This is a genomic window from Streptomyces sp. NPDC022552, from assembly GCF_055561875.1.
Map to the genome: position 1 here is coordinate 168,299 of NZ_JBVHGJ010000001.1, position 23,509 is coordinate 191,807.

General features: G+C 73.3%; 20 protein-coding genes. 12 read left to right on the plus strand and 8 right to left on the minus strand.

From position 1 onward, the window contains the following. The first annotated feature begins 119 nt into the window (after window positions 1–119). Window positions 120–1,541: an amidase gene (locus tag ACZ3OF_RS00850; RefSeq protein WP_467301896.1), complete on the plus strand. Its 1,422-nt coding sequence runs from the start codon at window positions 120–122 to the stop codon at window positions 1,539–1,541. Window positions 1,542–1,596: 55 nt separating this feature from the next. On the opposite strand, the gene ACZ3OF_RS00855 is transcribed toward ACZ3OF_RS00850, so the two are convergent. Further along, entirely contained in the window at window positions 1,597–2,652 is a 1,056-nt protein-coding gene (locus ACZ3OF_RS00855; protein WP_467301898.1) for a lipoate--protein ligase family protein, read from the minus strand. Between the two features lie 130 nt (window positions 2,653–2,782). On the opposite strand from ACZ3OF_RS00855, the gene ACZ3OF_RS00860 reads away from it, so the two are divergent. The 3 genes from ACZ3OF_RS00860 (at window position 2,783) to ACZ3OF_RS00870 (ending at window position 5,634) form a co-directional block, all read left to right on the plus strand. Beyond that, the gene (locus ACZ3OF_RS00860) at window positions 2,783–3,619 is read left to right on the plus strand and encodes an inositol monophosphatase family protein (protein WP_361667073.1); all 837 of its coding nucleotides are present in this window, start codon (window positions 2,783–2,785) and stop codon (window positions 3,617–3,619) included. Between the two features lie 64 nt (window positions 3,620–3,683). Then, window positions 3,684–5,105, plus strand: a complete 1,422-nt coding sequence (locus tag ACZ3OF_RS00865; RefSeq protein ID WP_467301900.1) for a phytoene desaturase family protein — start codon at window positions 3,684–3,686, stop codon at window positions 5,103–5,105. Between the two features lie 7 nt (window positions 5,106–5,112). Beyond that, window positions 5,113–5,634 carry an O-acetyl-ADP-ribose deacetylase gene (locus ACZ3OF_RS00870; protein ID WP_361667070.1) on the plus strand — a complete coding sequence of 174 codons (522 nt, stop codon included), beginning with the start codon at window positions 5,113–5,115 and terminating at the stop codon, window positions 5,632–5,634. Window positions 5,635–5,658: 24 nt separating this feature from the next. Here ACZ3OF_RS00870 and ACZ3OF_RS00875 read toward each other — a convergent pair whose 3' ends face one another. Continuing rightward, complete coding sequence (locus ACZ3OF_RS00875; RefSeq protein ID WP_361667068.1) at window positions 5,659–6,120, minus strand: Lrp/AsnC family transcriptional regulator; 462 nt, start codon at window positions 6,118–6,120, stop codon at window positions 5,659–5,661. A gap of 172 nt (window positions 6,121–6,292) precedes the next feature. Between ACZ3OF_RS00875 and ACZ3OF_RS00880 the strand changes: the two genes are divergently transcribed. Further along, window positions 6,293–7,261 (plus strand): DMT family transporter, encoded by a 969-nt coding sequence (locus tag ACZ3OF_RS00880; protein ID WP_361667066.1) that lies wholly within the window; start codon window positions 6,293–6,295, stop codon window positions 7,259–7,261. After that, the gene (locus tag ACZ3OF_RS00885) at window positions 7,254–8,435 is read left to right on the plus strand and encodes an amino acid aminotransferase (RefSeq protein ID WP_467301902.1); all 1,182 of its coding nucleotides are present in this window, start codon (window positions 7,254–7,256) and stop codon (window positions 8,433–8,435) included. The genes ACZ3OF_RS00880 and ACZ3OF_RS00885 overlap by 8 nt, the downstream gene beginning before the upstream one ends. Window positions 8,436–8,438: 3 nt before the next feature. Here ACZ3OF_RS00885 and ACZ3OF_RS00890 read toward each other — a convergent pair whose 3' ends face one another. After that, window positions 8,439–10,343 carry a cellulase family glycosylhydrolase gene (locus tag ACZ3OF_RS00890; protein WP_467301904.1) on the minus strand — a complete coding sequence of 635 codons (1,905 nt, stop codon included), beginning with the start codon at window positions 10,341–10,343 and terminating at the stop codon, window positions 8,439–8,441. 199 nt (window positions 10,344–10,542) lie between these two features. Between ACZ3OF_RS00890 and ACZ3OF_RS00895 the strand changes: the two genes are divergently transcribed. Beyond that, a complete protein-coding gene (locus tag ACZ3OF_RS00895; RefSeq protein ID WP_361667060.1) occupies window positions 10,543–12,597 on the plus strand; it encodes a SpoIIE family protein phosphatase in 2,055 nt (684 codons plus the stop codon). A 4-nt stretch (window positions 12,598–12,601) separates the two neighbouring features. Here ACZ3OF_RS00895 and ACZ3OF_RS00900 read toward each other — a convergent pair whose 3' ends face one another. Further along, complete coding sequence (locus tag ACZ3OF_RS00900) at window positions 12,602–15,475, minus strand: SpoIIE family protein phosphatase (RefSeq protein WP_467301906.1); 2,874 nt, start codon at window positions 15,473–15,475, stop codon at window positions 12,602–12,604. A 247-nt stretch (window positions 15,476–15,722) separates the two neighbouring features. Here ACZ3OF_RS00900 and ACZ3OF_RS00905 point away from each other — a divergent pair, with 247 nt between their 5' ends. Both ACZ3OF_RS00905 and ACZ3OF_RS00910 read left to right on the plus strand, forming a co-directional pair. Continuing rightward, window positions 15,723–17,204, plus strand: a complete 1,482-nt coding sequence (locus tag ACZ3OF_RS00905; protein WP_361667057.1) for an AlkA N-terminal domain-containing protein — start codon at window positions 15,723–15,725, stop codon at window positions 17,202–17,204. Window positions 17,205–17,219: 15 nt separating this feature from the next. Next, a complete protein-coding gene (locus tag ACZ3OF_RS00910; protein ID WP_361667056.1) occupies window positions 17,220–17,717 on the plus strand; it encodes a methylated-DNA--[protein]-cysteine S-methyltransferase in 498 nt (165 codons plus the stop codon). A gap of 63 nt (window positions 17,718–17,780) precedes the next feature. Here ACZ3OF_RS00910 and ACZ3OF_RS00915 read toward each other — a convergent pair whose 3' ends face one another. Continuing rightward, on the minus strand, window positions 17,781–18,500 hold the full coding sequence (locus ACZ3OF_RS00915) for an SIR2 family NAD-dependent protein deacylase (protein ID WP_467301910.1): 720 nt from the start codon (window positions 18,498–18,500) through the stop codon (window positions 17,781–17,783). A gap of 66 nt (window positions 18,501–18,566) precedes the next feature. Between ACZ3OF_RS00915 and ACZ3OF_RS00920 the strand changes: the two genes are divergently transcribed. Then, the gene (locus tag ACZ3OF_RS00920; RefSeq protein WP_361443094.1) at window positions 18,567–18,776 is read left to right on the plus strand and encodes a type II toxin-antitoxin system VapB family antitoxin; all 210 of its coding nucleotides are present in this window, start codon (window positions 18,567–18,569) and stop codon (window positions 18,774–18,776) included. A 4-nt stretch (window positions 18,777–18,780) separates the two neighbouring features. Beyond that, entirely contained in the window at window positions 18,781–19,329 is a 549-nt protein-coding gene (locus ACZ3OF_RS00925) for an NUDIX hydrolase (protein ID WP_467301913.1), read from the plus strand. On the opposite strand, the gene ACZ3OF_RS00930 is transcribed toward ACZ3OF_RS00925, so the two are convergent. Continuing rightward, a complete protein-coding gene (locus ACZ3OF_RS00930; RefSeq protein ID WP_467301915.1) occupies window positions 19,246–19,740 on the minus strand; it encodes an NUDIX domain-containing protein in 495 nt (164 codons plus the stop codon). The two genes, ACZ3OF_RS00925 and ACZ3OF_RS00930, sit on opposite strands and share 84 nt — an antisense overlap. After that, window positions 19,737–20,804 carry an ADP-ribosylglycohydrolase family protein gene (locus ACZ3OF_RS00935; RefSeq protein WP_361667051.1) on the minus strand — a complete coding sequence of 356 codons (1,068 nt, stop codon included), beginning with the start codon at window positions 20,802–20,804 and terminating at the stop codon, window positions 19,737–19,739. Before ACZ3OF_RS00935 ends, ACZ3OF_RS00930 begins: the two co-directional genes overlap by 4 nt. Window positions 20,805–20,972: 168 nt before the next feature. Between ACZ3OF_RS00935 and ACZ3OF_RS00940 the strand changes: the two genes are divergently transcribed. Then, on the plus strand, window positions 20,973–22,127 hold the full coding sequence (locus tag ACZ3OF_RS00940) for a glycerate kinase (protein WP_361667049.1): 1,155 nt from the start codon (window positions 20,973–20,975) through the stop codon (window positions 22,125–22,127). 115 nt (window positions 22,128–22,242) lie between these two features. Here ACZ3OF_RS00940 and ACZ3OF_RS00945 read toward each other — a convergent pair whose 3' ends face one another. Then, window positions 22,243–23,442, minus strand: a complete 1,200-nt coding sequence (locus ACZ3OF_RS00945) for a PucR family transcriptional regulator (protein ID WP_361667047.1) — start codon at window positions 23,440–23,442, stop codon at window positions 22,243–22,245. Between the last annotated feature and the right edge of the window lie 67 nt (window positions 23,443–23,509).

Here is a 23,509-nt window from a genome sequence, read left to right on the forward strand (position 1 = left end):
GCCGCCTCCCTCCTGCTCTACATGGCCCTCATGCACCGCCGGCCGGGTCGGCGGAAGGGTGATGACAGGGAAGTTACGCTCCAGTAGGGTTCCGGCAGCCGAGCGAAGAGGAGGCTGCCGTGACCACGGGCGACTACACCGGACTGGCCGAACAGGCACGGCGGTTGGCCGAGGGTACGGTCACCTCGGCCGCGCTCGTCCAGGCCGCGCTCGACCGGATCGAGGCCACGCAGCCCACCCTCAACGCCTTCCGCTGCGTCCGGCCGGAGGCCGCCCTCGCCGAGGCCGCCGCCGCCGACCGCAGGCTCGCCGCCGGTGAGCGGCTGCCGCTGCTCGGCGTGCCGATGGCCGTCAAGGACGACACCGACGTCGCCGGACTGCCCACCCGCTTCGGCTGCGCCGGGGACATCCCCGACGCGGCCGAGGACGGCGAGGCGGTGCGGCGGCTGCGGGCCGCCGGGGCCGTGATCGTCGGCAAGACCAACTCCTGCGAACTGGGCCAGTGGCCGTTCACCGAAGGCCACGCCTTCGGCGCCACCCGCAACCCCTGGAACACCGGACACACCCCCGGCGGCTCCTCCGGCGGATCGGCGGCGGCCGTCGCCGCCGGCGTCGTGCCCGCCGCCCTCGGCTCCGACGGGGCCGGCTCCATCCGCATACCCGCCGCCTGGACCCATCTGGTCGGCATCAAGCCGCAGCGCGGCCGGGTCTCCGTCCACCCGTACGACGACTGCTTCCAGGGCCTGACCGTCAACGGACCGCTCGCCCGGACCGTCGGCGACGCCGCCCTGCTCCTCGACGCGGTCGCCGGGCAGCATCCCGGCGACCGCTTCCAGCCGACCGCCGTCGACGCCTCGGCGGCGGCGCGCCGCGAGCCCGGTCGGCTGCGGATCGCGCTCGCCTGGCGCGCGCCGTTCACCGCCACGTACAACCCGCTCGACGCCGGAGTACGACGGGCCGTCGCCGATCTCGCCGAAGCACTCGCCGGGCTCGGTCACACGGTGGAGGAGGCGCGCCCGCGGTACGGGCTCATCGGGCTGAGCTTCCTGCCGCGCGCCACCGCGGGGATCGCCGAGTACGCCGACCGGCACCCCGAGCCCGCGCTGCTCGACCCGCGCACGCGCAGCGCCGCGCGCAGCGGCCGCCGCCTCGCCGGCCGCGCCCTGCGCGCCGCGCGCGGCCGTGAGGCGCACCAGCACCGCAGGATCGGCGCGCTCTTCGACACGTACGACGTCCTGCTCGCCCCGACTACGGCGGTACCGCCGCCCCGGATCGGCACGTTCGACACGATGCCGGCCTGGCGCACCGACCTGACGATGGCGTCGGCCTGCCCCTACGCCTGGCCGTGGAACGTCCTCGGCTGGCCCGGCGTCAACGTCCCCGCGGGCTTCACCCCGGACGGCCTGCCGGTCGGCGCGCAACTCCTCGGCCCGGCCGGCAGCGAACCGCTGCTGATCTCGCTCGCGGCCCAACTGGAGGACGGTCAGAAGTGGTTCGCCCACCGCCCGCCGGACACCACCGGGGCCACGTCGGCCGCGTGAGCCGTCCGGTCGAGCCACGTCGGCCGCGTGAGCCGTCCGCGTGACCGTCCGGCACCTACGGGACCCGTGCCGTCCACTCCGCCGTCGCGAACTTCGCCGCCGCCAACTCCTTCGCCAGCGCCATCTCCTCGGCCGTCACCCCGCCCTCCGTCAGTCCGTACCGGTTCCGGAACGAGTCGATCATCCGCTCGATGACCGCCTCGCGCGGCAGGCCCGTCTGGCGGCGCAGCGGGTCCACCCGCTTCCTGGCGCTCTTCGTGCCCTTGTCGGAGAGCTTCTCGCGGCCGATCCGCAGCACGTCCGTCATCTTGTCGGCGTCGATGTCGTACGCCATCGTCACGTGGTGCAGGACCGCGCCCTCGCCCGCCACCATCCGCTTCTGCGCAGCGCCCGCGATCTTGCCGGCGTCCGTCGCGATGTCGTTCAGGGGCTGGTACCAGGCCTTGACGCCCATGTCGCCCAGCGCGCCCAGGACCCAGTCGTCCAGGTAGGCGTAGCTGTCGGTGAAGGACAGTCCCTGGATCAGGGCGTCGGGGACGGAGAGCGAGTACGTGATGGTGTTGCCCGGCTCGATGAACATCGCGCCGCCGCCGCTGATCCGGCGCACCACCTCGATGCCGTGCCGCTCGGCCGCCGCCGGGTCCACCTCGTTGCGCAGGGACTGGAAGCTGCCGATCACCACGGCCGGTGCGCCCCACTCCCAGACCCGCAGGGTCGGTGGCCGGCGGCCGGCCGCGACCTCCGCGGTGAGGACCTCGTCCAGGGCCATGTGCAGGGCGGGGGACCGCGGCGGCTCGTGGACGAGCTGCCAGTCGTAGTCGGTCCAGTCCGTGGCGTGCGCCAGGGCCCGGCGGACGGCCACCCCGATGCCCTCCGTGGTGAGCCCGTACATCTCCGTGCCCGGCGGGAGCGCCGCGTCGATCCGGGCCGCGAGCCCCGACGCGTCGGTGTCGACGGGAGCGCCTTCGAGGGCGCGGTCGATGGCGAGGATCGCCTCGTCCGGCTCCAGGAAGAAGTCGCCCGCGACCCGGACGTCCGTCAGGACGCCGTCACGCGCCTCCAGGTCGACGACCACCAGCTTTCCGCCGGGAACCTTGTACTCGCCGTGCACGGACCCTCCCTCGCCCCGATCTCCCCGACTCTCCGTAAGGGGTGAACCGGTCCAAAGCGTACTCCGTGGGGAAACGGCGGTTTAAGGAACGGTCTCCCGGAATGTCAGAGCGCCGTGCTTAGCTGGACGCATGATCGGAGACTTCCTTGACCACGTCCTCGCCGGCGGTACGACCGAGGTGGAGGAGGCGGTCCGCAAGGCGGCCGCGGCCGAGATCACGCCGCGCCACCGACAGCTGGCCGCGCACGAGATCGTCGAGAAGAACGGACCGCACGACCTGGTGACGATCGCCGACCGGGCCGCGGAGGAGCATCTGACCGCGTCCCTGACGGCGTTGCTGCCCGGCTCCGTCGTCGTCGGCGAGGAGGCCGTCCACGCCGACCCCGCGGTGTACGAGGCGCTCCAGGGCGACGCCCCGGTGTGGATCGTCGACCCCGTCGACGGCACCCGCCAGTTCGTGCGCGGAGAGCCCGGGTTCTGCACGCTCGTGGCGCTCGCGCGCCGCGGCGAACTCCTCGCCTCCTGGACGTTCGCACCCGCCCTCGACGAGATGGCGGTCGCGGTGCGCGGGCGCGGGGCCACGCTCAACGGAGTGCCGATACGCTCCGGTTCGCCGGCGCCGGGCGCGGCACTGACGGTCGCCACCTCCCACCCCGACTACACGACCGACGACCAGAAGCGTGCCCTGCTCGGCCTGGACACGGAGGGCGTCCGCCCGCGCCCCTGCGGCTCGGCCGGACTCGAGTATCTGGACGTGGCACGAGGCCTCCTCGACGCCACCGCGTTCTCGTGGGAGTACGCCTGGGACCACGCGGCCGGGCTGCTCCTGGTGACCGAGGCCGGCGGCGCGCACACGACGCTCGCGGGCGAGCCGTTCCGTATCACCGGAGGCAACGCGCTGCCGTTCACGGCGGCACGCGACCAGGCCACCGCCGACCGGATCCGGACACTGCTGCGGGGGCAGTGAGGGTGGCAGCGGGCCAGGAAATATCCTGGGAGCCTTGGCCATCGGCTGACGAAGGAGTCCGAAGGTGCCATCGATGCTCGATGCCGTGGTCGTGGGGGCGGGCCCCAACGGACTGACCGCCGCCGTGGAGCTCGCCCGTCGGGGCCTCTCCGTCGCCGTGTTCGAAGCCAAGTCCACCGTGGGAGGCGGCGCCAGGACCGAGGAGCTGACCCTCCCCGGCTTCCGCCACGACCCCTGCTCCGCCGTGCATCCGCTCGGGATCGGCTCGCCCGTCTTCAAGACGATGCCGCTCGACCGGTACGGCCTCGAATGGCTGCACCCCCGGCTGCCCATGGCCCATCCCTGGGACGACGGTACGGCCGCCGTGCTCTCCCGGTCGGTCGCCGAGACCGCCGCGTCGCTCGGGCCGCGCGACGCCGGGACGTACCGCCGCCTCGTCGCCCCCTACCTCGGCAAGTGGGACACCCTGGCACGGGACTTCATGTCCCTGCCGCTCACCGCCCTGCCCCGGGACCCGGTCACACTCGCCCGCTTCGGCATCGACGGGATGCGCCCCTCCACCTGGCTCATGCGCCGCTTCCAGGACGACAAGGCGCGCGCCCTCTTCGCCGGCCTCGTCGGCCATGTCATCGCCCCGCTGGGCGGGTTCGCCACCTCGGCCGTCGGTCTCGTCTTCGCGCTGGCCGCGCACGAGGCCGGATGGCCGATGCCCCGCGGCGGCTCCCAGTCGATCTCGGACGCCCTCACCGCGTATCTCAAGGCTCTCGGCGGCGCGGTTCACACCGACTACGAGGTCAAGCGCCTCGACGACCTGCCGCCGGCCCGCGCGTACGTCTTCGACACCTCACCCACGGCCCTCGCCCGGATCGCGGGCTTCGGCGGCTACTACGACCACTACCGTTACGGCGCCGCCGTCTTCAAGGTCGACTACGCGCTCGACGGACCCGTGCCCTGGACGGCGAAGGCAGCCCGCGAGGCCGGTACCGTCCAGATCGGGGCCGGCATGCGGGAGATCGGCACCGCCCTGGACCAGGCCTCCTCCGGTACGGCCCCCGGCACGCCGTTCCTCATCACCGCGCAGCCCAGCCTCGTCGACCCGAGCCGCGCGCCCGAGGGCAAGCACGTCTTCTGGGCCTACGGTCATGTGCCGAACGGCTGGGAGGGCGACCTGACCGAGGCGATCGAGCGTCAGATCGAGCGCTTCGCCCCGGGCTTCCGCGACCGGGTTCTCGCGCGCGCGACGGCCGGTCCGCCCGAACTCGCCTCCCGCAACGCCAACTACGTGGGCGGCGACATCGCCTGCGGTGCGGCCCGCGGCCTCCAGCTGCTGCTGCGCCCCAAGCTGTCCCTCTTCCCCTACGCGACCCCCCACCCGGCCGTGTTCCTCTGCTCCTCCGCCACCCCGCCGGGGCCCGGTGTGCACGGCATGTCCGGCCACAACGCGGCCAAGGCGGTCTGGCGCAGGCTGCGCGCGACGGGGCGATGATGGCCGTATGAGTACGGAACCGACCCTCGTCCTCGTCCGTGGCGACATCACCGAGCAGCAGGTCGACGCGATCGTCAACGCGGCGAACTCCTCGCTCCTCGGCGGAGGCGGCGTCGACGGCGCCATCCACCGTCGCGGCGGCCCCGCCATCCTGGAGGAGTGCCGCAAGCTCCGCGCGGGCCACTACGGCAAAGGTCTCCGCACCGGAGAGGCGGTCGCCACGACGGCGGGCCGCCTCGACGCGCGCTGGGTGATCCACACCGTCGGCCCAGTCTGGTCCCCGAAGGAGGACCGCTCCGAGCAGCTGGCCTCCTGCTACCGCGAGTCGCTGCGCGTGGCCGACGAGCTGGGCGCCCGTACGGTCGCCTTCCCCGCCATCTCCACGGGGATCTACGGCTGGCCCTTGGACGACGGCGCCCGCATCGCCGTCGAGACGGTGCGGGCCACCGCCACCGCGGTGGACGAGGTCCGGTTCGTGCTCTTCGACGCGACGGCGTACGCGGCCTTCGAGTCCGCCGTTCCCGCCTGAGCCCGCCGAGTCCCTACCCGAGTCTCACTTGAGGGGCGCGCCGGGGCGGGGGTAGATCCGGGACTGCTTCACGCTGCCGAAGGCGAAGCTGGACTCGATCGACGCGATGCCCGGGATGGCGTGGATCCGGTTGCGCACCAGCCCCTCGTACGCCTCCAGGCTCTCGACGACGACCCGCAGCAGATAGTCGCTGCTGCCCGCCATCAGATAGCAGTCCTGGATGTGCTCGATCAGGCCGACGTGCCGCTCGAAGACGTTGACGGCTTCGGTCGTGTGGCGCTCCAGCCGGATCCGTACGAAGACGGTGATCGGCAGGCCGAAGGCGACCTGGTCCACCATGGCCGTGTAGCCGCGGATCAGGCCCGCCTCCTCCAGCCGGCGCACCCGGCGCAGACACGGCGAAGGCGAGAGCCTGATCCGGTCGGCGAGATCCTGGTTGGACAGCCGGCCGTCCTGCTGCAACTCGTGGATGATCTGCAAGTCCACCGCGTCCAACGTCGCTCCCTCACCGTTCCTTGGCAGATTCTGCTCCCACGCTATGGCTGGAGGGCATAACTGGCAATCGGCTGCCCCGCCGAAAGCTCTAGCGTTGCTGGAGCAGCGGTGGCGAACGGAAGGCTTCTCAGTGGGCGGGATACGGACGGCGGGGGCACCGCCCGTGGAGCCGGCACGCGGTGTCGGCCGGACCGGAGGACTTCGTACCGGACCCTTCCGAACGGGAACGCTCTCGCCGCAGGCGGTCGGTCTCGTCGCCCTGCTGCTCACCGTGGCCATCTGGGCCGCCTTCGCCCTGAGCGCCCGGGCCCTGAGCGCCTCCACACTGCTCCCCGCCGACGCCGCCCTGCTGCGCTTCGGCGTGCCGCTCGTCGTCCTGGCGCCCGCCCTGTGGCGGCGCAGGCGCCGACTGGCAGCCGTCCGGCCCGGCCCCGCTCTCAAGATCATCTGCGGTGCGGGCGTCCCGTTCTTCCTCGCCGCCATGTACGGCGGTTCGCTGACCTCGGCCGCGTTCGTCGGGGCGATCGTCCCCGGCATGGTCCCCCTCTTCGTCTCCGCCCTCATGGTCGCGGGCGGCAAGAGCGCCCCGCGCGGTACGCAGTCGGCCGGCCTCGCCCTGATCGTGGCCGGAGTCGCGGCCCTGGTCTGGCGCTACACGGCCGCCCTCGACGCGGACGTCCTGCTCGGCGCCGGAACGCTGCTCGTCGCCAGCGGACTGTGGGCGCTGTACACCGTGGGCCTGCGCGAAGTGGACCTCGACCCCGTCGGGTCCATCGGACTGCTCTGCCTGCCCTCCTTCGCCGTCATCGCGCTCCTGGTCCTGACCGGCGTCCTGCCCACCGGAATCGCCCACGCGGCCGGCGGCGACATCGCGCTGTTCCTCGTCGTCCAGGGCCTGGGCGTCGGCCTGTGCGCCGGACTGCTGTACGCGTTCGCCATCCGCCGCCTCGGCCCGGAGCGCAGCTCGGTCGTCGGCAGCCTCAGCCCGGTCGCCGTCGTCCTGCTCGCCGTACCCCTCCTCGACGAGTCGCCGACCCTGCCCGTCGTGGTCGGCGTCCCCCTCATCACCCTCGGCGTCGCGCTCGCCAACCGCCGCCCCCGCACTCCGACCAAGGTCTCCGCCGATGCTTGAGCTCCTCGCCGCCCCGCCCGTCGACCCGCTGTGGGACCTGTCGGCCGAGTACGCCGCCGACCCCCGCCCCGAGCGCCTCGACCTCGTCCTCGGCGTCTACCGCAACCACAACGGGGTCACACCGGTCATGGCGGCGGTCAAGGAGGCCGAGATACGCCTCGCGGACCGCTCCGACTCCAAGGAGTACCGCGGACTCTCCGGCCACACCGCATTCAACCAGGCCATGCTCTCCATGGTCCTCGGCACCGAGGCCAGGACCTCGCGCGCGACGGCCGTCCAGACCGTGGCGGGCACCGGGGCCCTGCGTCTCGTCGCCGACCTCGTACGCCAGACCCGGCCCGGCACCACGGTGTGGATCAGCGACCCCGCGTACGTCAACCACCGCCCCATACTCGAGGGCGCCGGGCTGTCGGTGCGGACGTACGGTTGCGGCGACGGCATGCTCGACGACCTGCGCGCCGCCCGGCGGGGCGAGGTCGTCCTGCTCCAGGGCTGCTGCCACAACCCCACGGGGATCGACCCCGACGCCGAGACGTGGGAGGCGCTGGCCGGACTCGCCGCGGAGCACGGCTGGGTCCCCTTCGTCGATCTCGCGTACCACGGGCTCGGCGACGGCCTGGACGCCGACCTGTGGGCCACCCGGATGCTGGCCGACCGGCTGCCCGAGGTGCTGATCGCCGTCAGCTGCTCCAAGAACTTCGGCCTCTACAGCGACCGCACCGGGTGCGCCATCGTCCTCGGCCCCTCCCGGCAGACCCTCCGGCACGTCGAGACGGCCCTGCAGAACGCCGCGCGCGTCATGTACTCCATGCCGCCCGACCACGGCGCCGCTGTCGTCGCCACCGTCCTGGCGGACCAGGGGCTGCGGGCCGTCTGGCGCGAGGAACTCGACGCCATGCGCGGACGGATCACGGCCAACCGGGCGGACCTCGTCGCGCACCTGGACGCCCTCGGGTGCCCGGAGGTCGCGGCCTCGCTCCGGCGCCAGAAGGGCATGTTCTCCATGCTGCCGCTGACGCCGGAGCAGATGCGCCGGATGCGCCGGCAGTCCGCGATCTACGGCACGAACGCGGGCCGCATCAACATCGCGGGCGTCTGCGCACACCGCATCCCGTTCCTGGCGCAGGGCATCGCCGCCGCTCTGGAGACGCCCCGCGCCGTTCCCGCACTCTGAGCCCTACGCCTCCGGGGGCGCCGGGCGGCACAGCACGGCGGCCGGGGAGGGCCGGGAGCCGAACCGGGTGGTGAAGGCGATTCCGGCCGCGTACTCGGTGGGCAGGCACTGGCCCTTGTAGTGGCCGCTCGCGTACTCCCCACCGGGTGAGCCCGCCGGGCGGTTGTCACCCCGGTCGAACCACACCGTCCGCGCGCCCCCGGCCGGGAGCGCCGTACGGGCCGGAGCGCACAGGGCGGCGGAGACCCGCTCGCCGCGCACGCTGTAGCCGATCATGAACTGGCCCGCCGGACACTGGAACTTGGTGTAGCCGGTGGCCCAGTCGCCGCCCGCCGGGACGTGCGACTCGTCGCGGACGGCCGTGTGGCCGCCGGAGCCGGCCCGCAGCGCCGAGCTCGCGCAGAGCCCGCGGCCCCCGGTGTGGCTGAGCCCGGCCAGCCGGGAGCCGTCCGGGCACACGGCCTTGCGGGCACCGCTGTCCCAGTCCCCGCCCGCCCGCACACGCAGCGAGGCGTTGTGGTCGCGGTGGTCGGTCGTCAGCTGGTACCAGGCGGGTGTGACGGGTACGGCTCCGGTGCGGCCGGGCGCTTCGGTCAGACCGGTCCACAGCGGGGTGCGCCAGTCGCCCGCGTCCAGGACACCGGTCCGCCGGCCCTCGGAGTCGTACCGCAGCAGCGCCCAGCTGTCCCCGCCGCTGCCGCCGCTCCAGCCGACCAGCGGCCAGTAGGCGTAGTCCACGTCGGCGTCGGTGAACAGCTCGGTCAGGTTGCGGAACCAGTCGCGCGGGCGGCTGTTCGTCTCGTCGGCACCGATGCCGAACTCGCTGACCCAGACCGGGGCGGTGAAGTGCCGGCCGGTCTCGGCGGAGACGTACAGCGCCTGGTCGTGGACGACCTGGCGGAGCTGCTCGCGGGTGAAGTCCTGGTAGCGGAGGTCGCTGGTCTCGCCGATGCCCGTGGCGCCGCTGTGGTGCGGGCCGGTGTAGCCGTAGAAGTGAGCCGAGTAGACGAGCTTGTTCGACACCACCAGGGTGTGCGAGACGGTGCGGACCGGGGTGAGGGTGGGGCGGCCGTGCGGGAAGCCGTCCACCGGGATGCCCTGCCAGTTGATGCCCTCGACGACGATCAGCAGGTCCGGGTTGGCCTCGGCCAGGATGCGGTCGCCCGCCTCCTGCGCGGCGGCGTGCCAGTCGTGGTTGTCGCCGAGCCCCCAGTTGGGGTCGTCCCAGATGTCGCGGCGGACCTCGTTGTACAGGTCGGCGCCGACCACGCGCGGGTTGGCGCGGTAGCGCTTCGCCATGAAGACCCAGTCGTCGGCCCACCGGGCCGTGGACTGCCCGCTGCTGTTCCAGCGTTCGTTGCCGTCCACGGCGCAGCACCAGCGGGTCGTCACGGTGTGATTGTTGAGGACGACGGCGAAACCGTCAGCGGTGAGAGCGGCCACGACGGCGTCGAAGACCTGGAGCGGGGTCTTGCCGCGCAGGGCCGGATTGGCCGCCACCGCGCTGTCCGGCACGGGAGCCGTGGCGCGCAGCATCTCGTTGGAGAAGGGGAGCCGGATGCTGTTCAGACCCAGGGCGCGGAAGTCGGCGAGGAGGGTCGGCAGCGGGGTGCGGTCCAGGCCGATCGGGATGCCGTGGGCGTTCTGCCCGGCGTGGTGGTTGGCCGGATCCGCGATGTCTCCCGAGCCGTTCCAGGAGCCCTGGGCGCCGTCCCAGTTGGCGGAGCGCAGCCGGAAGCGGTCGCCCTCGGCGTCGACGATGTGCCGTCCACGGGTGGACAGCGGCGGGGTCCAGTCGGGGGCGGCGGCCGCGGCCCGGGCCCCGGGGAGCGGACCGGGCTGCGCCGTGGCGGAAGCCGGCAGGGCCGGCGCCAGCAGGGCGCCCGCCAGGAGGGCGCCGCGGACCATACGTAACAAGCTCTGCATCTCGTACCTGCCAGGCGGTGGGGGAGTGGGCGGCGCCAAGTTACCGGCGGGTCGCCAAGGGCGGAACCCCCTGGCCACACCGCGCGCACCCACCGTCCGGAGCCGTACCGCAGCGCCCCGCGTCGAGGGCTCGGCTAGGGTGATCGGGTAGGAAGACACCCCCCGGGGTTAGGTCGGATCGTTGGACACTACTCAGTCGCCGAGTGAGACGCCGGAGCGACCACCGGCGGCCATCGGTTACGCCGGTGTCCTGCGTGAGCTCCTCCCGATCGCCCTGTGGCGGGAGGACTCCGGCGGGCGGGTCGTCGAGTGGTCGCTCGCCGCCCAGGACCTGCTCGGATACCGCCCGGAGGACGTGCTCGGGCGGGTCGCGACACCCATCCTGGTCCCCGACGCCAACCAGGAACTCGCCGGACAGCTGACCCGGCGCGTCCAGGCGGGCGAGACCGTCGTGGGCACCCTGCCGGTACGGCACCGCGACGGTCACGAAGTGACCATGGAGATGTGGATCGTCCCCGCCGCCGACCCCGGCGGGCGGCCGGGCGCCATGCTCATCGCGGTCGAGACCTCCGAGGTCCTGCGCATGCGGGACTCGCTGGCCGCGCTCCAGAGCCTCTTCACCCAGTCCCCGATCGGCCTCGGCACCCTCGGCACCGACCTGCGCTTCATCCGCGTCAACGACGCCCTGGCGCGGATGAACGGGGTCCCGGCCGCCGAACACGTCGGCAGGCGGCTCACCGAGGTCGTGCCCGGGGTCAACGCCGCCGCCCTCGAAGCCACCATGCGGGAGGTCCTGGAGAGCGGCCGGGCCTTCGTCGACGTACGCCGCACCGGCCGGACCCCCGCGGACCCCGACCACGACCGGACCTGGTCCTGCTCGTACGCCCCGCTCCTCGACGGCTCCGGCCGGCGACTCGGCCTGATCGCGTCCCTGATCGACATCACCGAGGGGCAGCGTGCCCTCGTCGAGGCCGAGCGGGCCAGGCGCCGCTTCGCCCTCCTCGCCGAGGCGGGAACCCGGATCGGCAGCACCCTCGACCTGCTCCAGACCGCCGAGGAGATCGTCCAGGTCCTCGTGCCGCAGCTCGCCGACTCGGCCGACGTACAGCTGCTCGAATCAGTCCTCGAACCCGACGAGGCGGCCGCCACCCATGGCCTGCTGCGCCGGCTCGCGGCCGTCTTCCCCGACCCCACCGCCCCCACCGCGCTGCTCACCCCGGGCCAGACCTTCCAGATCCCGCTCGGCACCGTGTACGAGCAGGTCATCACCGACGCCCAACCGCTGAACCTCTACCACTCCGACCTCCCCGCGCTCTTCCCCGACCCCCGCACCGCACCCCTGCGCGCCTACTTCGAGGCCAGCACCGGATCCGCGCGCCTCGTGCCGCTCGTCGCCCGCGGCAAGGTGCTCGGCGCCGTCACCGTGACCCGGCTCCGCGAGCGCGAACCCTTCGACGAGCAGGACTTCGTCCTCATCGACGAACTCGTCGCCCGCGCGGCGCTGAACATCGACAACGCCCGCATGTACACCACGCAGCGGGAGGCCGCCCTCACCCTCCAGCGGAGTCTCACCAACAACGCCCTGCCCACGGTCGACGGCCTGGAGCTCACCGGCCGCTATCTCCCGGCGAGCGACCACGACGTCGGCGGCGACTGGTTCGACGTCATCGCACTGCCCGAGGGGCGCACGGCGCTCGTCATCGGCGACGTCATGGGCCACGGCATCCACGCGGCCGCCGTCATGGGCCAGCTGCGTACGGCGGTGCGGACCCTCGCCCGGCACGGCGTGCCGCCCGCGGAGCTGCTCCGCTCGCTCGACGACGTCGTCGCCGACGTGGGGGAGGACGAGATGGCGACCTGCGTCTACGCCGTCCACGACCCGGCCACCGGTCGCGTCGTCATCGCCCGAGCCGGTCACCCACCACCCGCCGTGGCCACGGCCGACGGGGCGATCACCTTCCTGGAGGGGCCGCCCGGCACCCCGCTCGGCACCGGCGGACAGAACTTCGGGACCGAGGAGCTCCTGCTGCCGCCCGGCAGCCTGCTGGTGCTGTACACCGACGGCCTCATCGAGTCCCGGGACCGCGACCTCGACGAGGGCATGGACCGGCTCGCCGAGGTGCTGCTCCACCTCGAACGGCCGCTCAGCCAGCTGTGCGACGACATCCTCGAGCAGCTGTTGCCCTGCGCCCCGGGGGACGACGTGGCCGTCCTGCTCGCCCGCACCTCCCTGTGACCACTCACCAGGCGAGGTCCTCCAGCGCGTCCAGGTCCGGCGCCACCATCGCCGACAGCTCCGATTCCTTTGTGGTCAGCGGCAGTTCGGCCCAGATGACCTTGCCCCGCTCGGTGTAGCGCGTACCCCAGCGCTCGGCGAACTGGGCCACGAGGAACAGACCGCGGCCACCCTCGTCGGTGGTCGCCGCGTAGCGCAGGTGCGGAGCCGTACTGCTGCCGTCGAAGATCTCGCAGATCAGCCGGCGGTCGCGCAACAGCCGGACCCGGATGGGCTCGGCGCCGTACCGGATCGCGTTGGTGATCAGCTCGCTCAGGATGAGCTCGGCCGTGAACGCGATGCCGTCCAGGCCCCACGACGCGAGCTGTTCCGCACCGGCGTTGCGCACCCGGGAGACGTGCGCCGGATCGGCGGGCACGTCCCACTCCGCGATCCGCGAGGCCTCCAGCCGGCGGGTGTCCGCGACGAGCAGCGCGATGTCGTCGTCCGGGGCGGGCACGAGCAGCGCCGCCAGGACGTCCGTGCAGGCCTGCTGGGGACTGCGGCCGGCGGTGGCCAGAGCCTCGCCCAGCAGTCCGAGACCGGTGTCGAAGTCCCGGTCGCGGTCGACCAGAAGACCGTCCGTGAAGAGCACCAGACGGCTGCCCTCCGGCAGGTACAGCTCCGTGGTCTCGAACGGCATCCCGCCCACCCCCAGCGGCAGCCCGGAGGGCATCTCCGGGAATTCCACCCGGCCGTCCTGGTGGACGAGCGCGGGCCCCGGGTGACCGGCCCGGGCCATGATGCATCGGCCGTCGGCGGGGTCGTAGATGACGTACAGACAGGTGGCGCCGGTGATCCGCTCGCGTCCCTCGTCGCCCTCCGTCGAACCACCCGCCGCCGAACCGCCGGCCGCCGAGGGGTCCTCCGCCGGACCGCCGGCTTCCGTACCGGCCTTCGCCTCGGAGCCGGAGCCGGAGCCGGTTCCGGAACCACGATCCGAGGCCGAGCCGCCCGCCGGCTCGCCGTCCGATCCGCGGTCGATCCGGTCGATGCGGTCGATCAGCTCGTCCAGGTGGCCCAGCAGCTCGTCCGGCGGCAGATCCAGGGTGGAGAAGTTGTGGACCGCCGTACGCAGCCGCCCCATCGTCGCCGCCGCGTGCAGCCCGTGCCCGACGACATCGCCGACGACCAGCGCCACCCGCGCGCCCGGCAGCGGGATCACGTCGAACCAGTCCCCGCCCACCCCCGCCTTGGCGGGCAGATACCGGTACGCGACATCCACCGCGGACAGGTCCGGCAGGATCCGCGGCAGCAGGCTGCGCTGGAGCGTCACCGCCATCTCGTGCTCACGGGTGAACCGGCGGGCGTTGTCGATGGAGACCGCGGCGCGCGCCGTCAGTTCCTCGGCGAAGGTCAGATCCTCCTCCCCGAACGCCTCCTGCGTCCCGGCCCGCCAGAAGTTCGCCATCCCGAGGACCACACCCCGGGCCAGCACCGGCACGGCGACGAGCGAATGCAGCCCGTACGCGAGGGCCTGGGCCGCACCCTCGGGGTCCTGGGCCCGCCAGCCGTCGGCCGTGTGCAGGTCCTCCACGAGGACCGCGTGACCGCTGTCCAGGGCCATCGCCATCGGTGTGGTCGGCACGACACACCGGACCAGGTCGCCCACAGGCTGGAACGGATGCTCGGCGCGGACACCCGTCAGCGCCGTCCTACGCATCTCGGTGAACGCGCCCGACGGCTCCTCGCCCCGGAGCACCGGCTCAAGCAGCTCCACCGTGACGAAGTCGGCGAAACGCGGAACGGCGACCTCCGACAGCTCCTCCGCCGTCCGCACGACGTCCAGGGTGGTACCGATCCGCACCCCCGCCTCGTACAGCAGCTGCAGCCGTCCCCTGGCCACCTCTGCCCGCCCCGAGACCGTGGCGAGTTCGGTCGAGTCACGCAGCGTCATCACGGTGCCGGTGGGCCGGCCGCGATACGGCGCCGTGGGACGCACGTTGACGGCGAGCAGCCGGTCGCCCGCGAGATGCACCTCGTCGTTGACGACCCGTCCGGAGGAGAGCAGCGCGGCGGTGCGGGGATCGAGGCCCAGCTCGTTGACGTGCCGCTGCTCGGCGTCGGGGGCCAGGTCGAGCAGCCGCCGGGCCTCGTCGTTGGCGAGCAGCAGCCGCAGGTCCGCGTCGATGATGAGCACCCCCTCGCGCACGGCGTGCAGCACGGCCTCGTGGTGCTCGTTGATCCGGGTCATCTCGACCGGGCCCAGGCCGTGGGTCTGCCGCCGCAGCCGCCGGCTCACCAACGCCGCGCCGCCCACCGCGAGCACCAGGGCGCCCGCGGCCGTGCCGAGCAGCAGCGGCACCTGGTCCTCGACCACGTTGCCGACGTTCTCGATCTCGATGCCGGTACTGACCAGGCCGACGATGTCGCCGTCCTCCGTGCGCACCGGAACGATGGCCCGGACGGCGTCCGACGGCTCCCCGTGGAAGATCTCCGTGAACGACTCGCCCTCTCGGGCGCGCGCGAAGTCACCGGTGGACCGCTGCCCGATCAGCTCGGGCCGGGAGTCCGTGTAGCGGATGCCGTCGGGCGTCATGACGGCGATGAAGTCGAGCCCCGAGGCCTGCCGGGCGCTCTCGGCCCGCGTCTGGAGCAGGGCGGTCGGATCGGGCGCGCGCAGGGACTCCACCAGACCCGGGGCGTGTGCGAAGGCCTCCGCGGCGGCGAGCGAGCGGTTCCGGGCGTCACGCTCGGTGTCGTAGCGGGCCTGGAAGATCAGGGCCAGCGCGCCCACGGTGACGAGCAGCACCACGATGACCGCCTGGAGGGCGAACACCTGCCCGGCGACGCTGCGCAGCCCCAGCCCCTTGGGCTGGTGGCCAAGCCGTCCGCTCATGGGGTGCTTCTCGGTGATTCGACTGTCGTCGGAGCTGCTGGCGTCAGGGATTCTTCACTCACCCGTCCACTTCCTCGGTTCCTCGGCCCGCCGGCGGCGTCGGGAATCCGCTTCTTCCATGCTGCTCCAGTGTCGGCGGGATATCGAGGCGGGGCGAGTCGCCGGGGGCCGGGCACGGCCCGCTCCCGGAAGGTCCATGTCGTTTTCTCGCCAGCGCACGCCCCCTCCGGTCCCCGACCATGGAGGCATGCACACCGACACCGAGCGCTGCGTACGGGCCGTCCGCTCGAAGGACGCCCGCTTCGACGGCGTGTTCTTCACCGCCGTCCTCACCACCCGGATCTACTGCCGTCCCAGCTGCCCGGTCGTGCCGCCCAAGGCCGAGAACATGGTCTTCCATCCGAGTGCCGCCTCCTGCCAGCGCGCCGGATTCCGGGCCTGCAAGCGCTGTCGTCCCGACACGAGCCCCGGCTCCCCCGAGTGGAACGTCCGCGCCGACGCCGTCGCCCGGGCCATGCGGCTGATCCAGGACGGGATCGTGGACCGCGAAGGCGTCCCGGGCCTCGCAGCCCGGCTCGGCTACTCCACCCGCCAGATCGAACGCCAGCTGCTCGCCGAACTCGGCGCGGGGCCGCTCGCCCTGGCCCGCGCCCAGCGCGCCCAGACCGCGCGGCTGCTCATCGAGACGACGCCGATGCCGATGGCCGAGATCGCCTTCGCGGCCGGCTTCTCCTCGATCCGTACGTTCAACGACACCGTCCGCGAGGTCTTCGCGCTCGCCCCCGGGGAGCTGCGCGCCAGGGCCGCGCGCTCGCGCGTCGTCGCCGACGCCCCGCGCACCCCGGGCGTGATCGCGCTCAGGCTGCCGTACCGCTCCCCGCTCAACCCCTCGAACCTCTTCGGCCATCTCGCCGCGACCGCCGTCCCCGGGGTGGAGGAGTGGCGGGACGGCGCCTACCGCCGGACCCTCGCCCTTCCGCACGGACACGGCATCGTGGCTCTCACTCCCCGGCCGGACCACATCGCCTGCCGGCTCTCCCTCACCGACCCCCGCGATCTGACCCTCGCCATCAGCCGCTGCCGCTGGATGCTCGACCTCGACGCCGATCCCGTCGCCGTCGACGAGCAGCTGTGCACGGACCCGCTGCTCGCGCCGTTGGTGGAGCGGGCGCCCGGGCGGCGCGTGCCCAGGACCGTCGACGCGGCCGAGTTCGCCGTACGGGCCGTGCTGGGCCAGCAGGTCTCCACGGCCGCCGCCCGCACGCACGCCGCCCGCCTCGTCACCGCGCACGGCGTGCCCGTGGAGGATCCCGAGGGCGGACTCACCCATCTCTTCCCGGCCCCCGAGGCGCTCGCCGCCCTCGACCCCGAGTCCCTCGCGCTGCCCCGCAGCCGCCGCACCACCCTGCTCACGCTCGTCCAGGCACTCGCCGACGGCTCACTGAGCCTCGGCCCGGCCACCGACTGGGACGAGGCCCGCGCCCGGCTCCTCGCCCTGCCCGGCTTCGGCCCCTGGACCACGGAGGTCATCGCGATGCGGGCGCTCGGCGACCCCGACGCCTTCCTCCCCGGCGACCTCGGCGTCCGCCGCGCCGCCGCGGGCCTCGGCCTGCCCTCCACGCCCGCCGCGCTGACCGCCCGCGCCGCGCGATGGCGGCCCTGGCGCGCGTACGCCGTCCAGTACCTCTGGGCCACCGACAGCCATCCGATCAACCACCTCCCCGCATAAGGAAGCCGTCCCGCCATGACCGACGTCCGGCACACCGTCATCGACAGCCCGTACGACCCGCTGACCCTGGTCGCGGTCGACGGCGAGCTGAGCCGCATCCACATGACCGAGCAGCGCCATCGCCCCGGCGAGGAGACCTTCGGAGAGCCGGACCCGCGCCCCTTCGGGGAGGCGATCCGCCAGCTCGACGCCTACTTCGCCGGTGAACTGACCGAGTTCGACCTGCCGTTGAAGCTGATCGGCACCCCGTTCCAGCTCCGCGTCTGGGAGCAGCTCCGCGGCATTCCGTACGGCGAGACGCGCACGTACGGCGAACTGGCGGAGGCCCTCGGGAACCCGGGCGCCTCCCGCGCCGTGGGCCTCGCCAACGGCAAGAACCCGGTCAGCATCGTCGTACCGTGCCACCGCGTCGTCGGGGCGGGCGGTTCGCTGACCGGATACGGCGGCGGGCTCGGCCGCAAACGGCGGCTGCTGGCCTTCGAGTCGGGCGCGGAACCGGACGCGCTCTTCTAGCCGGGAGAACCGGACGCGCTCTCCTAGTCCGGGAGAGCCGGCGGAGGCTTCAGGCCGGGTTCTTCAGCGGAGACCTTCCAGGAGCGCGGGCAGGGAGGTGCCGATCGGCTCGCGCACCACTTCGTCGGCGAGCGCGTCGTACGGCGTGGGCTCGGCGTTCACGATGATCAGTCGGGCCCCGTGCTCGGCGGCGATCCCGGCGAGCGAGGCGGCCGGCTGGACCTGCAGGCTCGTCCCGACGGCGATGAACACCTCCGCCGCCTTGGCGATCGACATCGCCTCGCCGAGCACCACCGGATCGAGCCGCTGCCCGAACATCACGGTCGCCGACTTCAGGATCCCGCCGCACTCCAGACACGGCGGATCCTCTTCGCCCGCCTCCACGCGGGCCAGTGCCTCGGCCATGGTGGTCCGGGCATGGCACGCGGTGCACACCACCGACCGTGCGGTGCCGTGGAGTTCGACCACCTTGCGGTCCGGCATGCCGGCGAGCTGATGCAGCCCGTCCACGTTCTGCGTGAGGACACGGACGGCGAACCCGGGCGCCTTCTCCAGCTCGGCGACGGCCCGGTGGGCCGCGTTGGGCCGGGCCTTGAGCGCGGGGCTGTCCCACCGCATCCGCCAGGACCTGCGGCGGATCTCGGGGTCGGCCATGTAGAAGTCGTACGTCACGAGCTTCTCCGCCTCCGGGTCCTGCCGCCAGAGGCCCTGCGGGCCGCGGTAGTCCGGAATCCCGGAGTCGGTGGACACGCCGGCCCCGGTGAGAATCGCCACGAGAGTCATACGACCAGCGTAGGCAGCCCGATGAACCCACCGCGAGCCGATTTCGGCGGGTGCTAGTTTCGCGCCATGGCCAAGGTGAACATCGAACTCGACGCCGAACTCGTCGTGGAAGTCATGGTCCTCGCGGGCGTCAACAACCCGCAGGACGCGGTCGAGGTGGTCGTCCGCGACTACATAGCCCGCGGACACCGCACGGAGGCCCGCGTGGCCACGCGCGAGGCGGAGGCCCCACCCCGCGGCGGCAACCCGCTCACGACCGAACCCCCGCAGGGCTGAGCCGATGAGCACGCCACGACGCACTCCACGACGCGCCGCCCGTGTCGCCGTACTCGACCCCGACGGCGCCGTCTTCCTCTTCCGCTACGACAACGAGGAAGTCGGCGTGCACTGGGCCATGCCCGGCGGCGGCCTCGAACCCGGGGAGAGCCCGCGCGCCGGAGCCGTACGCGAACTGCGGGAGGAGACGGGTTGGGAGGGGATCGAGCCCGGCGCGCTGCTCTGCACCTGGGAACACGACTTCACCCGCGCCGGAGTCCCCGTGCGCCAGCACGAACACATCTACGTCGCGTACGGGCCGCGCCGCGCGCCCGCCGGGGACCTGGCGGCCGCGCACGCGGAGGACAGGATCCAGTTCGGGCGGTGGTGGAGCCCCGAGGAGCTGGCGGCGGCAGAGGAGGCTCTCTGGCCGCCGGACCTGGCCGACCTGCTCGCGCGCCTCGGCCGTCCGGTGGAGCCGGAGAACACGTCACCCGACCGCGGGGCGGCCGTTCTCCAGCTCCGCCGGGCCACGGCCCGAGCCGAGGGCGTCGAGGGCCGCGAGGACGCGTAGGCCCAGGGTTCCCAGGAGATGGGCGGTCACCTCGGAGGGGTCGATCAGCTTCCAGGAGAGCAGCTCCTCGTCCTGGAGGCGGATCGCCGCGAACTGCTCGTCGGACAGCACCCCGCCGTCGTACACGTACGCGACGAGCGGCGGCCGCGCCTCGCCGTGCACCCAGTCGACCGCGAGCAGCGCCCCCGGCTTCAGGTCGAGGCCGATCTCCTCCGCCGTCTCGCGGCGCGCCGCCTGACGGGGCGTCTCGCCCGTGTCGGACTCGATCGTGCCGCCGGGCAGCACCCAGCCCTCGCGGTAGTTCGGCTCGACGATCAGGACGCGGCCCGCCGCGTCCCGGTAGAGCGCGGCGGCACCGGCGAGGACACGCGGCAGGCCGGCGATGTACGTGGCGTAGTCGGTCGTCGTCATCCCGTCAGCGTAGCCAGCCGGAGCGTCCGCTCCGCCAACTCGCTGATCCGCACCCCGTCGAAGCCGAACACGGCGCTGCGCACCCGGTCCCGCAGCGGCTCCGACCACTGCGGCGGGATCGCCGCCGCCCCGCACAGCACCCCGGCCACCGAGCCCGCCGTCGCCCCGTTCGAGTCGGTGTCCAGGCCGCCGCGGACCGTCAGCGCGATCGTGGTGGTGAAGTCCCCGCCGCCGTACAGCAGTCCGGCCGTCAGGACCGCCGCGTTGGGGATCGTGTGGATCCAGCCGAGCCCGCTCGTCCGCTCCGCGAGCTCGCCCAGCGCGTCCGACCACGCCACGCCCGACTCGTACAGCGCGATCGTGTGCCGCACCGTGCGGGCGAGGCGGCTGCTCGCCGGGATCCGCTCCAGCGCCGTCTCCAGCGCGGTGCGCATGTCCGGTGCCGTGAACGCGGCGGCGACCAGCGCGGCCGCCCACATCGCGCCGTACACGCCGTTCCCCGTGTGCGACAGCACCGCGTCCCGGCGGGCCAGCGAGGCGGCGCGGCGCGGGTCGCCGGGGGAGGTCCAGCCGTAGACGTCCGCCCGGATCAGCGCACCGATCCACTCCTGGTGCGGGTTGTCGTACGTCGCGGTCAGCGGCGGCTTCAGACCGTTGGCGAGGTTGCGGTAGGCGGTCCGCTCGGCGGTGAACGTCTGCAGGTACGGCAGCCGCAGCAGCCAGAGCTCGCCCACCTGCTCGGTCGTGAACGCGAAACCGTGGGTCTCCAGGAGGTGCAGGCCCAGGACGGAGTAGTCGACGTCGTCGTCCCGGCAGCTTCCGTCGATCCGCCCGCGCACGCACTGCGGCCACTCGGGCCGGAGCTCGAACCCGGCGACATCGGCGGGCGGCGGGGGCAGGTAGTCGGTGAGCGGGAGCGCGTCCGTCAGGCGCAGGTACCGGTCGATGTGCTCGGGCGTCCAGTGGTCGCCCCGCTCGACGGGCTTGCCGAGCATGTTCCCGGCGATCCGTCCCGTCCAGCCGCCGAGGATGCGGTCGGCGAGTTCGCCGTGCGTGAGCGCCATACGTCCGGTGTACCGAATCCACCGTCCCGGCGCGCGCCGACGCGTCCGGGCGCTCGGAAGGCACCCCTTTGCTGCGAAATATCGTCCTATCCGGGGGTGGCACGGTGTCGGGGGGTGCGGATAGGGTCGGCTCGGCGCGACTGCACGTTCGAAAGCAAGGGATGCAAGGTGACGGACGGAGCAGTAACTGAGGTCGCACGCGTACTCGTCGCGGCCGACAAGTTCAAGGGCTCGCTCACGGCCGTACAGGTCGCGGAGCGGGTCACAGCAGGTCTGCGACGGGTCGTCCCGGAGCTGGAAGTGGAGACCCTGCCGGTTGCGGACGGCGGCGACGGTACGGTCGCGGCCGCGGTGGCGGCCGGTTTCGAACGCCGTGAGGTACGGGTGGCCGGGCCGCTCGGCGAGCCGGTGACGGCGGCGTTCGCGCTGCGCGGCACCACGGCGGTCGTGGAGATGGCGGAGGCCTCGGGCCTCCAGCTGCTTCCGGCCGGTGTGTTCGCGCCGCTGACCTCGACGACGTACGGCTCGGGCGAGCTGCTGCGTGCGGCGCTGGACGCGGGCGCGACCACGATCGTCTTCGGCGTCGGCGGGAGCGCGACGACAGACGGCGGCGCGGGGATGCTGGCTGCGCTCGGGGCGGTCTTCCTGGACGGCGAGGGCGAGCCGGTCGGACCGGGCGGAGCCGCTCTGGCCTCGCTCGCCTCCGCCGACCTGTCGGGCCTCGACCCGCGGTTCGCCTCGGTCGAGCTGATCCTCGCCAGCGACGTCGACAACCCGCTCACCGGGCCGAAGGGCGCCCCGGCCGTGTACGGCCCGCAGAAGGGCGCGACGCCGGAGGACGTCGAGACGCTGGACGCGGCGCTCGCGCACTTCGTGACCGTCCTGGAGAAGGCGATCGGTCCCAAGGCGTCCGAGTGCGCGGTCGCGCCCGGCGCGGGCGGCGCGGGCGGCATCGGATACGGGGCGCTCGTCGGTCTGGACGCGAGCTTCCGTCCCGGCATCGAGCTGATGCTCGACGTCCTGGGCTTCGCCCCGGCGCTGGAGCGGGCCACGCTCGTCATCACGGGTGAGGGCTCGCTCGACGAGCAGACCCTGCACGGCAAGGCTCCGGCGGGCGTCGCGGCGGCGGCGCGAGCGGCGGGCAAGGAGGTCGTGGCCGTCTGCGGCCGCCTGGCCCTCCCGCCCGAGGCCCTCGGCAGGGCAGGCATCCGCCGCGCCTACCCGCTGACCGACCTCGAACCGGAACCGTCCAAGTCCATGGCCAACGCGGGCCCGCTCCTGGAACAGGTGGCGGCCAACATCGCGAGGGACTTCCTGGCGTAGCGCACGGCGCGCAGCCGCCGCTCCCAGGGGCGGGATGCAACCCCGTGCTGCCCCCCACCCGCCTCCGGCAGGGTGGGGGAGCGGTCCCGCCCCGGGGGAGCCGTCCCGGCAGCCCTCACCCCGCCGCCGTCAGGCGGAACGCGTCCAGGGCCAGCGTCATCTCCGTCAGGTCCCGCGGCCGCGACAGGGACCGGGACGTCAGCTGCTCAAGGCGGCGCAGCCGGTTGAAGACCGTGTTGCGGTGGCAGTACAGACGCGAAGCCGCCCGCCCCGCCGAGCCCTCGCAGTCCAGCCAGACGTCGAGCGTCTCCAGCAGGACCGCCCGGTCCGCCGGATCCAGCTCCAGCAGGCCGCCCAGGACGTCCGCCACCAGGAGACCGGCCAGTTCCGGCTGCCCGACCACCAGCGCGCCCGCCATCCGGCGGTCAAGGCGGACGATCTGCCGGGAGTCCGGCGGACTCGTCCGCAGCGCCAGCTCCGCGAGCCGCCGCGCCCGGCCCAGCTCCGCGAGACCGGTCACCACCGGGCTGATTCCGCCCGGACCCGGGCACCGCCCCTGGAGCAGCTCCGACAGCGCGTCCAGACCCGTGCCCTCCGCCAGCGACACCACCCCGATCTCGCAGTCCGCGCCCATCCGCCACAGGAACCGCACCCCGGCCCCCTGCACCCGTCGGTGGAACGGCTCCGGCACCTCCCGGCGGTCGTGCCGCAGCACCACCACCGCGTACCGCCCGTGCTCCGGCAGGTCCAGACCCGCCGCGGCCTGCGAGGTCACCTCCGGCGAGCGCTGCCCCTGGAGCAGCGCGTCGAGGAGCGCCTGAAGCTGCTCGTCCGTGCGGCGCCGCAGCTCCAGCTCCGTCGACCGGTACGCCTCCGACGCCGTGTCCGCCTGCGCGTCCACCGCCGACCACACGATCGTCGCCGACTGCGTCAGCGCGGCGAGGCGCGGCGGGAACGCCGAGGCCTCCTCGATCAGCGCGTCCCACACCAGATGCCCGGCGTGCCGGTACGCGTGCACGACCAGCTCCAGCGGCATCCCCTGCTCGGCCCGCCGGCGCCCCATCTCGTCCGCGTGCTCCAGATCCCGGCGTGGCGAGTCACGGGGCGCCGAGATCATCTCGATCCCGATCCGCATCGCCTCGTGGGCCTCCTGCCAGTGCGTGTCGTACGGCACGATCCGGCCGTACGCCGGCTCGTACTCGTGCAGATCCCTCAGATGCTCGTCCACCAGCTCCGGCAGCCGCTCCAGAAGTGCCGTACACGCCTCGGCAAGCAGCTTCCAGTCGTCACCGGTCCGCGGTCTGCGCCGTCCCATGCCCGGAGGATGCCACCCCCGACCCCCTCCCGACAGGCCCCTGACACGCGGTGTTGTGCGCGTGCAC

Coding starts and splice junctions, on each gene's coding strand:
- ACZ3OF_RS00890 (WP_467301904.1), bottom strand. CDS start 10,343: ATGGTCCGCGGCGCCCTCCTGGCGGGCGCCCTGCTGGCGCCGGCCCTG.
- ACZ3OF_RS00885 (WP_467301902.1), top strand. CDS start 7,254: ATGCTTGAGCTCCTCGCCGCCCCGCCCGTCGACCCGCTGTGGGACCTG.
- ACZ3OF_RS00915 (WP_467301910.1), bottom strand. CDS start 18,500: ATGACTCTCGTGGCGATTCTCACCGGGGCCGGCGTGTCCACCGACTCC.
- ACZ3OF_RS00910 (WP_361667056.1), top strand. CDS start 17,220: ATGACCGACGTCCGGCACACCGTCATCGACAGCCCGTACGACCCGCTG.
- ACZ3OF_RS00925 (WP_467301913.1), top strand. CDS start 18,781: ATGAGCACGCCACGACGCACTCCACGACGCGCCGCCCGTGTCGCCGTA.
- ACZ3OF_RS00870 (WP_361667070.1), top strand. CDS start 5,113: ATGAGTACGGAACCGACCCTCGTCCTCGTCCGTGGCGACATCACCGAG.
- ACZ3OF_RS00860 (WP_361667073.1), top strand. CDS start 2,783: ATGATCGGAGACTTCCTTGACCACGTCCTCGCCGGCGGTACGACCGAG.
- ACZ3OF_RS00945 (WP_361667047.1), bottom strand. CDS start 23,442: ATGGGACGGCGCAGACCGCGGACCGGTGACGACTGGAAGCTGCTTGCC.
- ACZ3OF_RS00920 (WP_361443094.1), top strand. CDS start 18,567: ATGGCCAAGGTGAACATCGAACTCGACGCCGAACTCGTCGTGGAAGTC.
- ACZ3OF_RS00900 (WP_467301906.1), bottom strand. CDS start 15,475: ATGAGCGGACGGCTTGGCCACCAGCCCAAGGGGCTGGGGCTGCGCAGC.
- ACZ3OF_RS00905 (WP_361667057.1), top strand. CDS start 15,723: ATGCACACCGACACCGAGCGCTGCGTACGGGCCGTCCGCTCGAAGGAC.
- ACZ3OF_RS00930 (WP_467301915.1), bottom strand. CDS start 19,740: ATGACGACGACCGACTACGCCACGTACATCGCCGGCCTGCCGCGTGTC.
- ACZ3OF_RS00935 (WP_361667051.1), bottom strand. CDS start 20,804: ATGGCGCTCACGCACGGCGAACTCGCCGACCGCATCCTCGGCGGCTGG.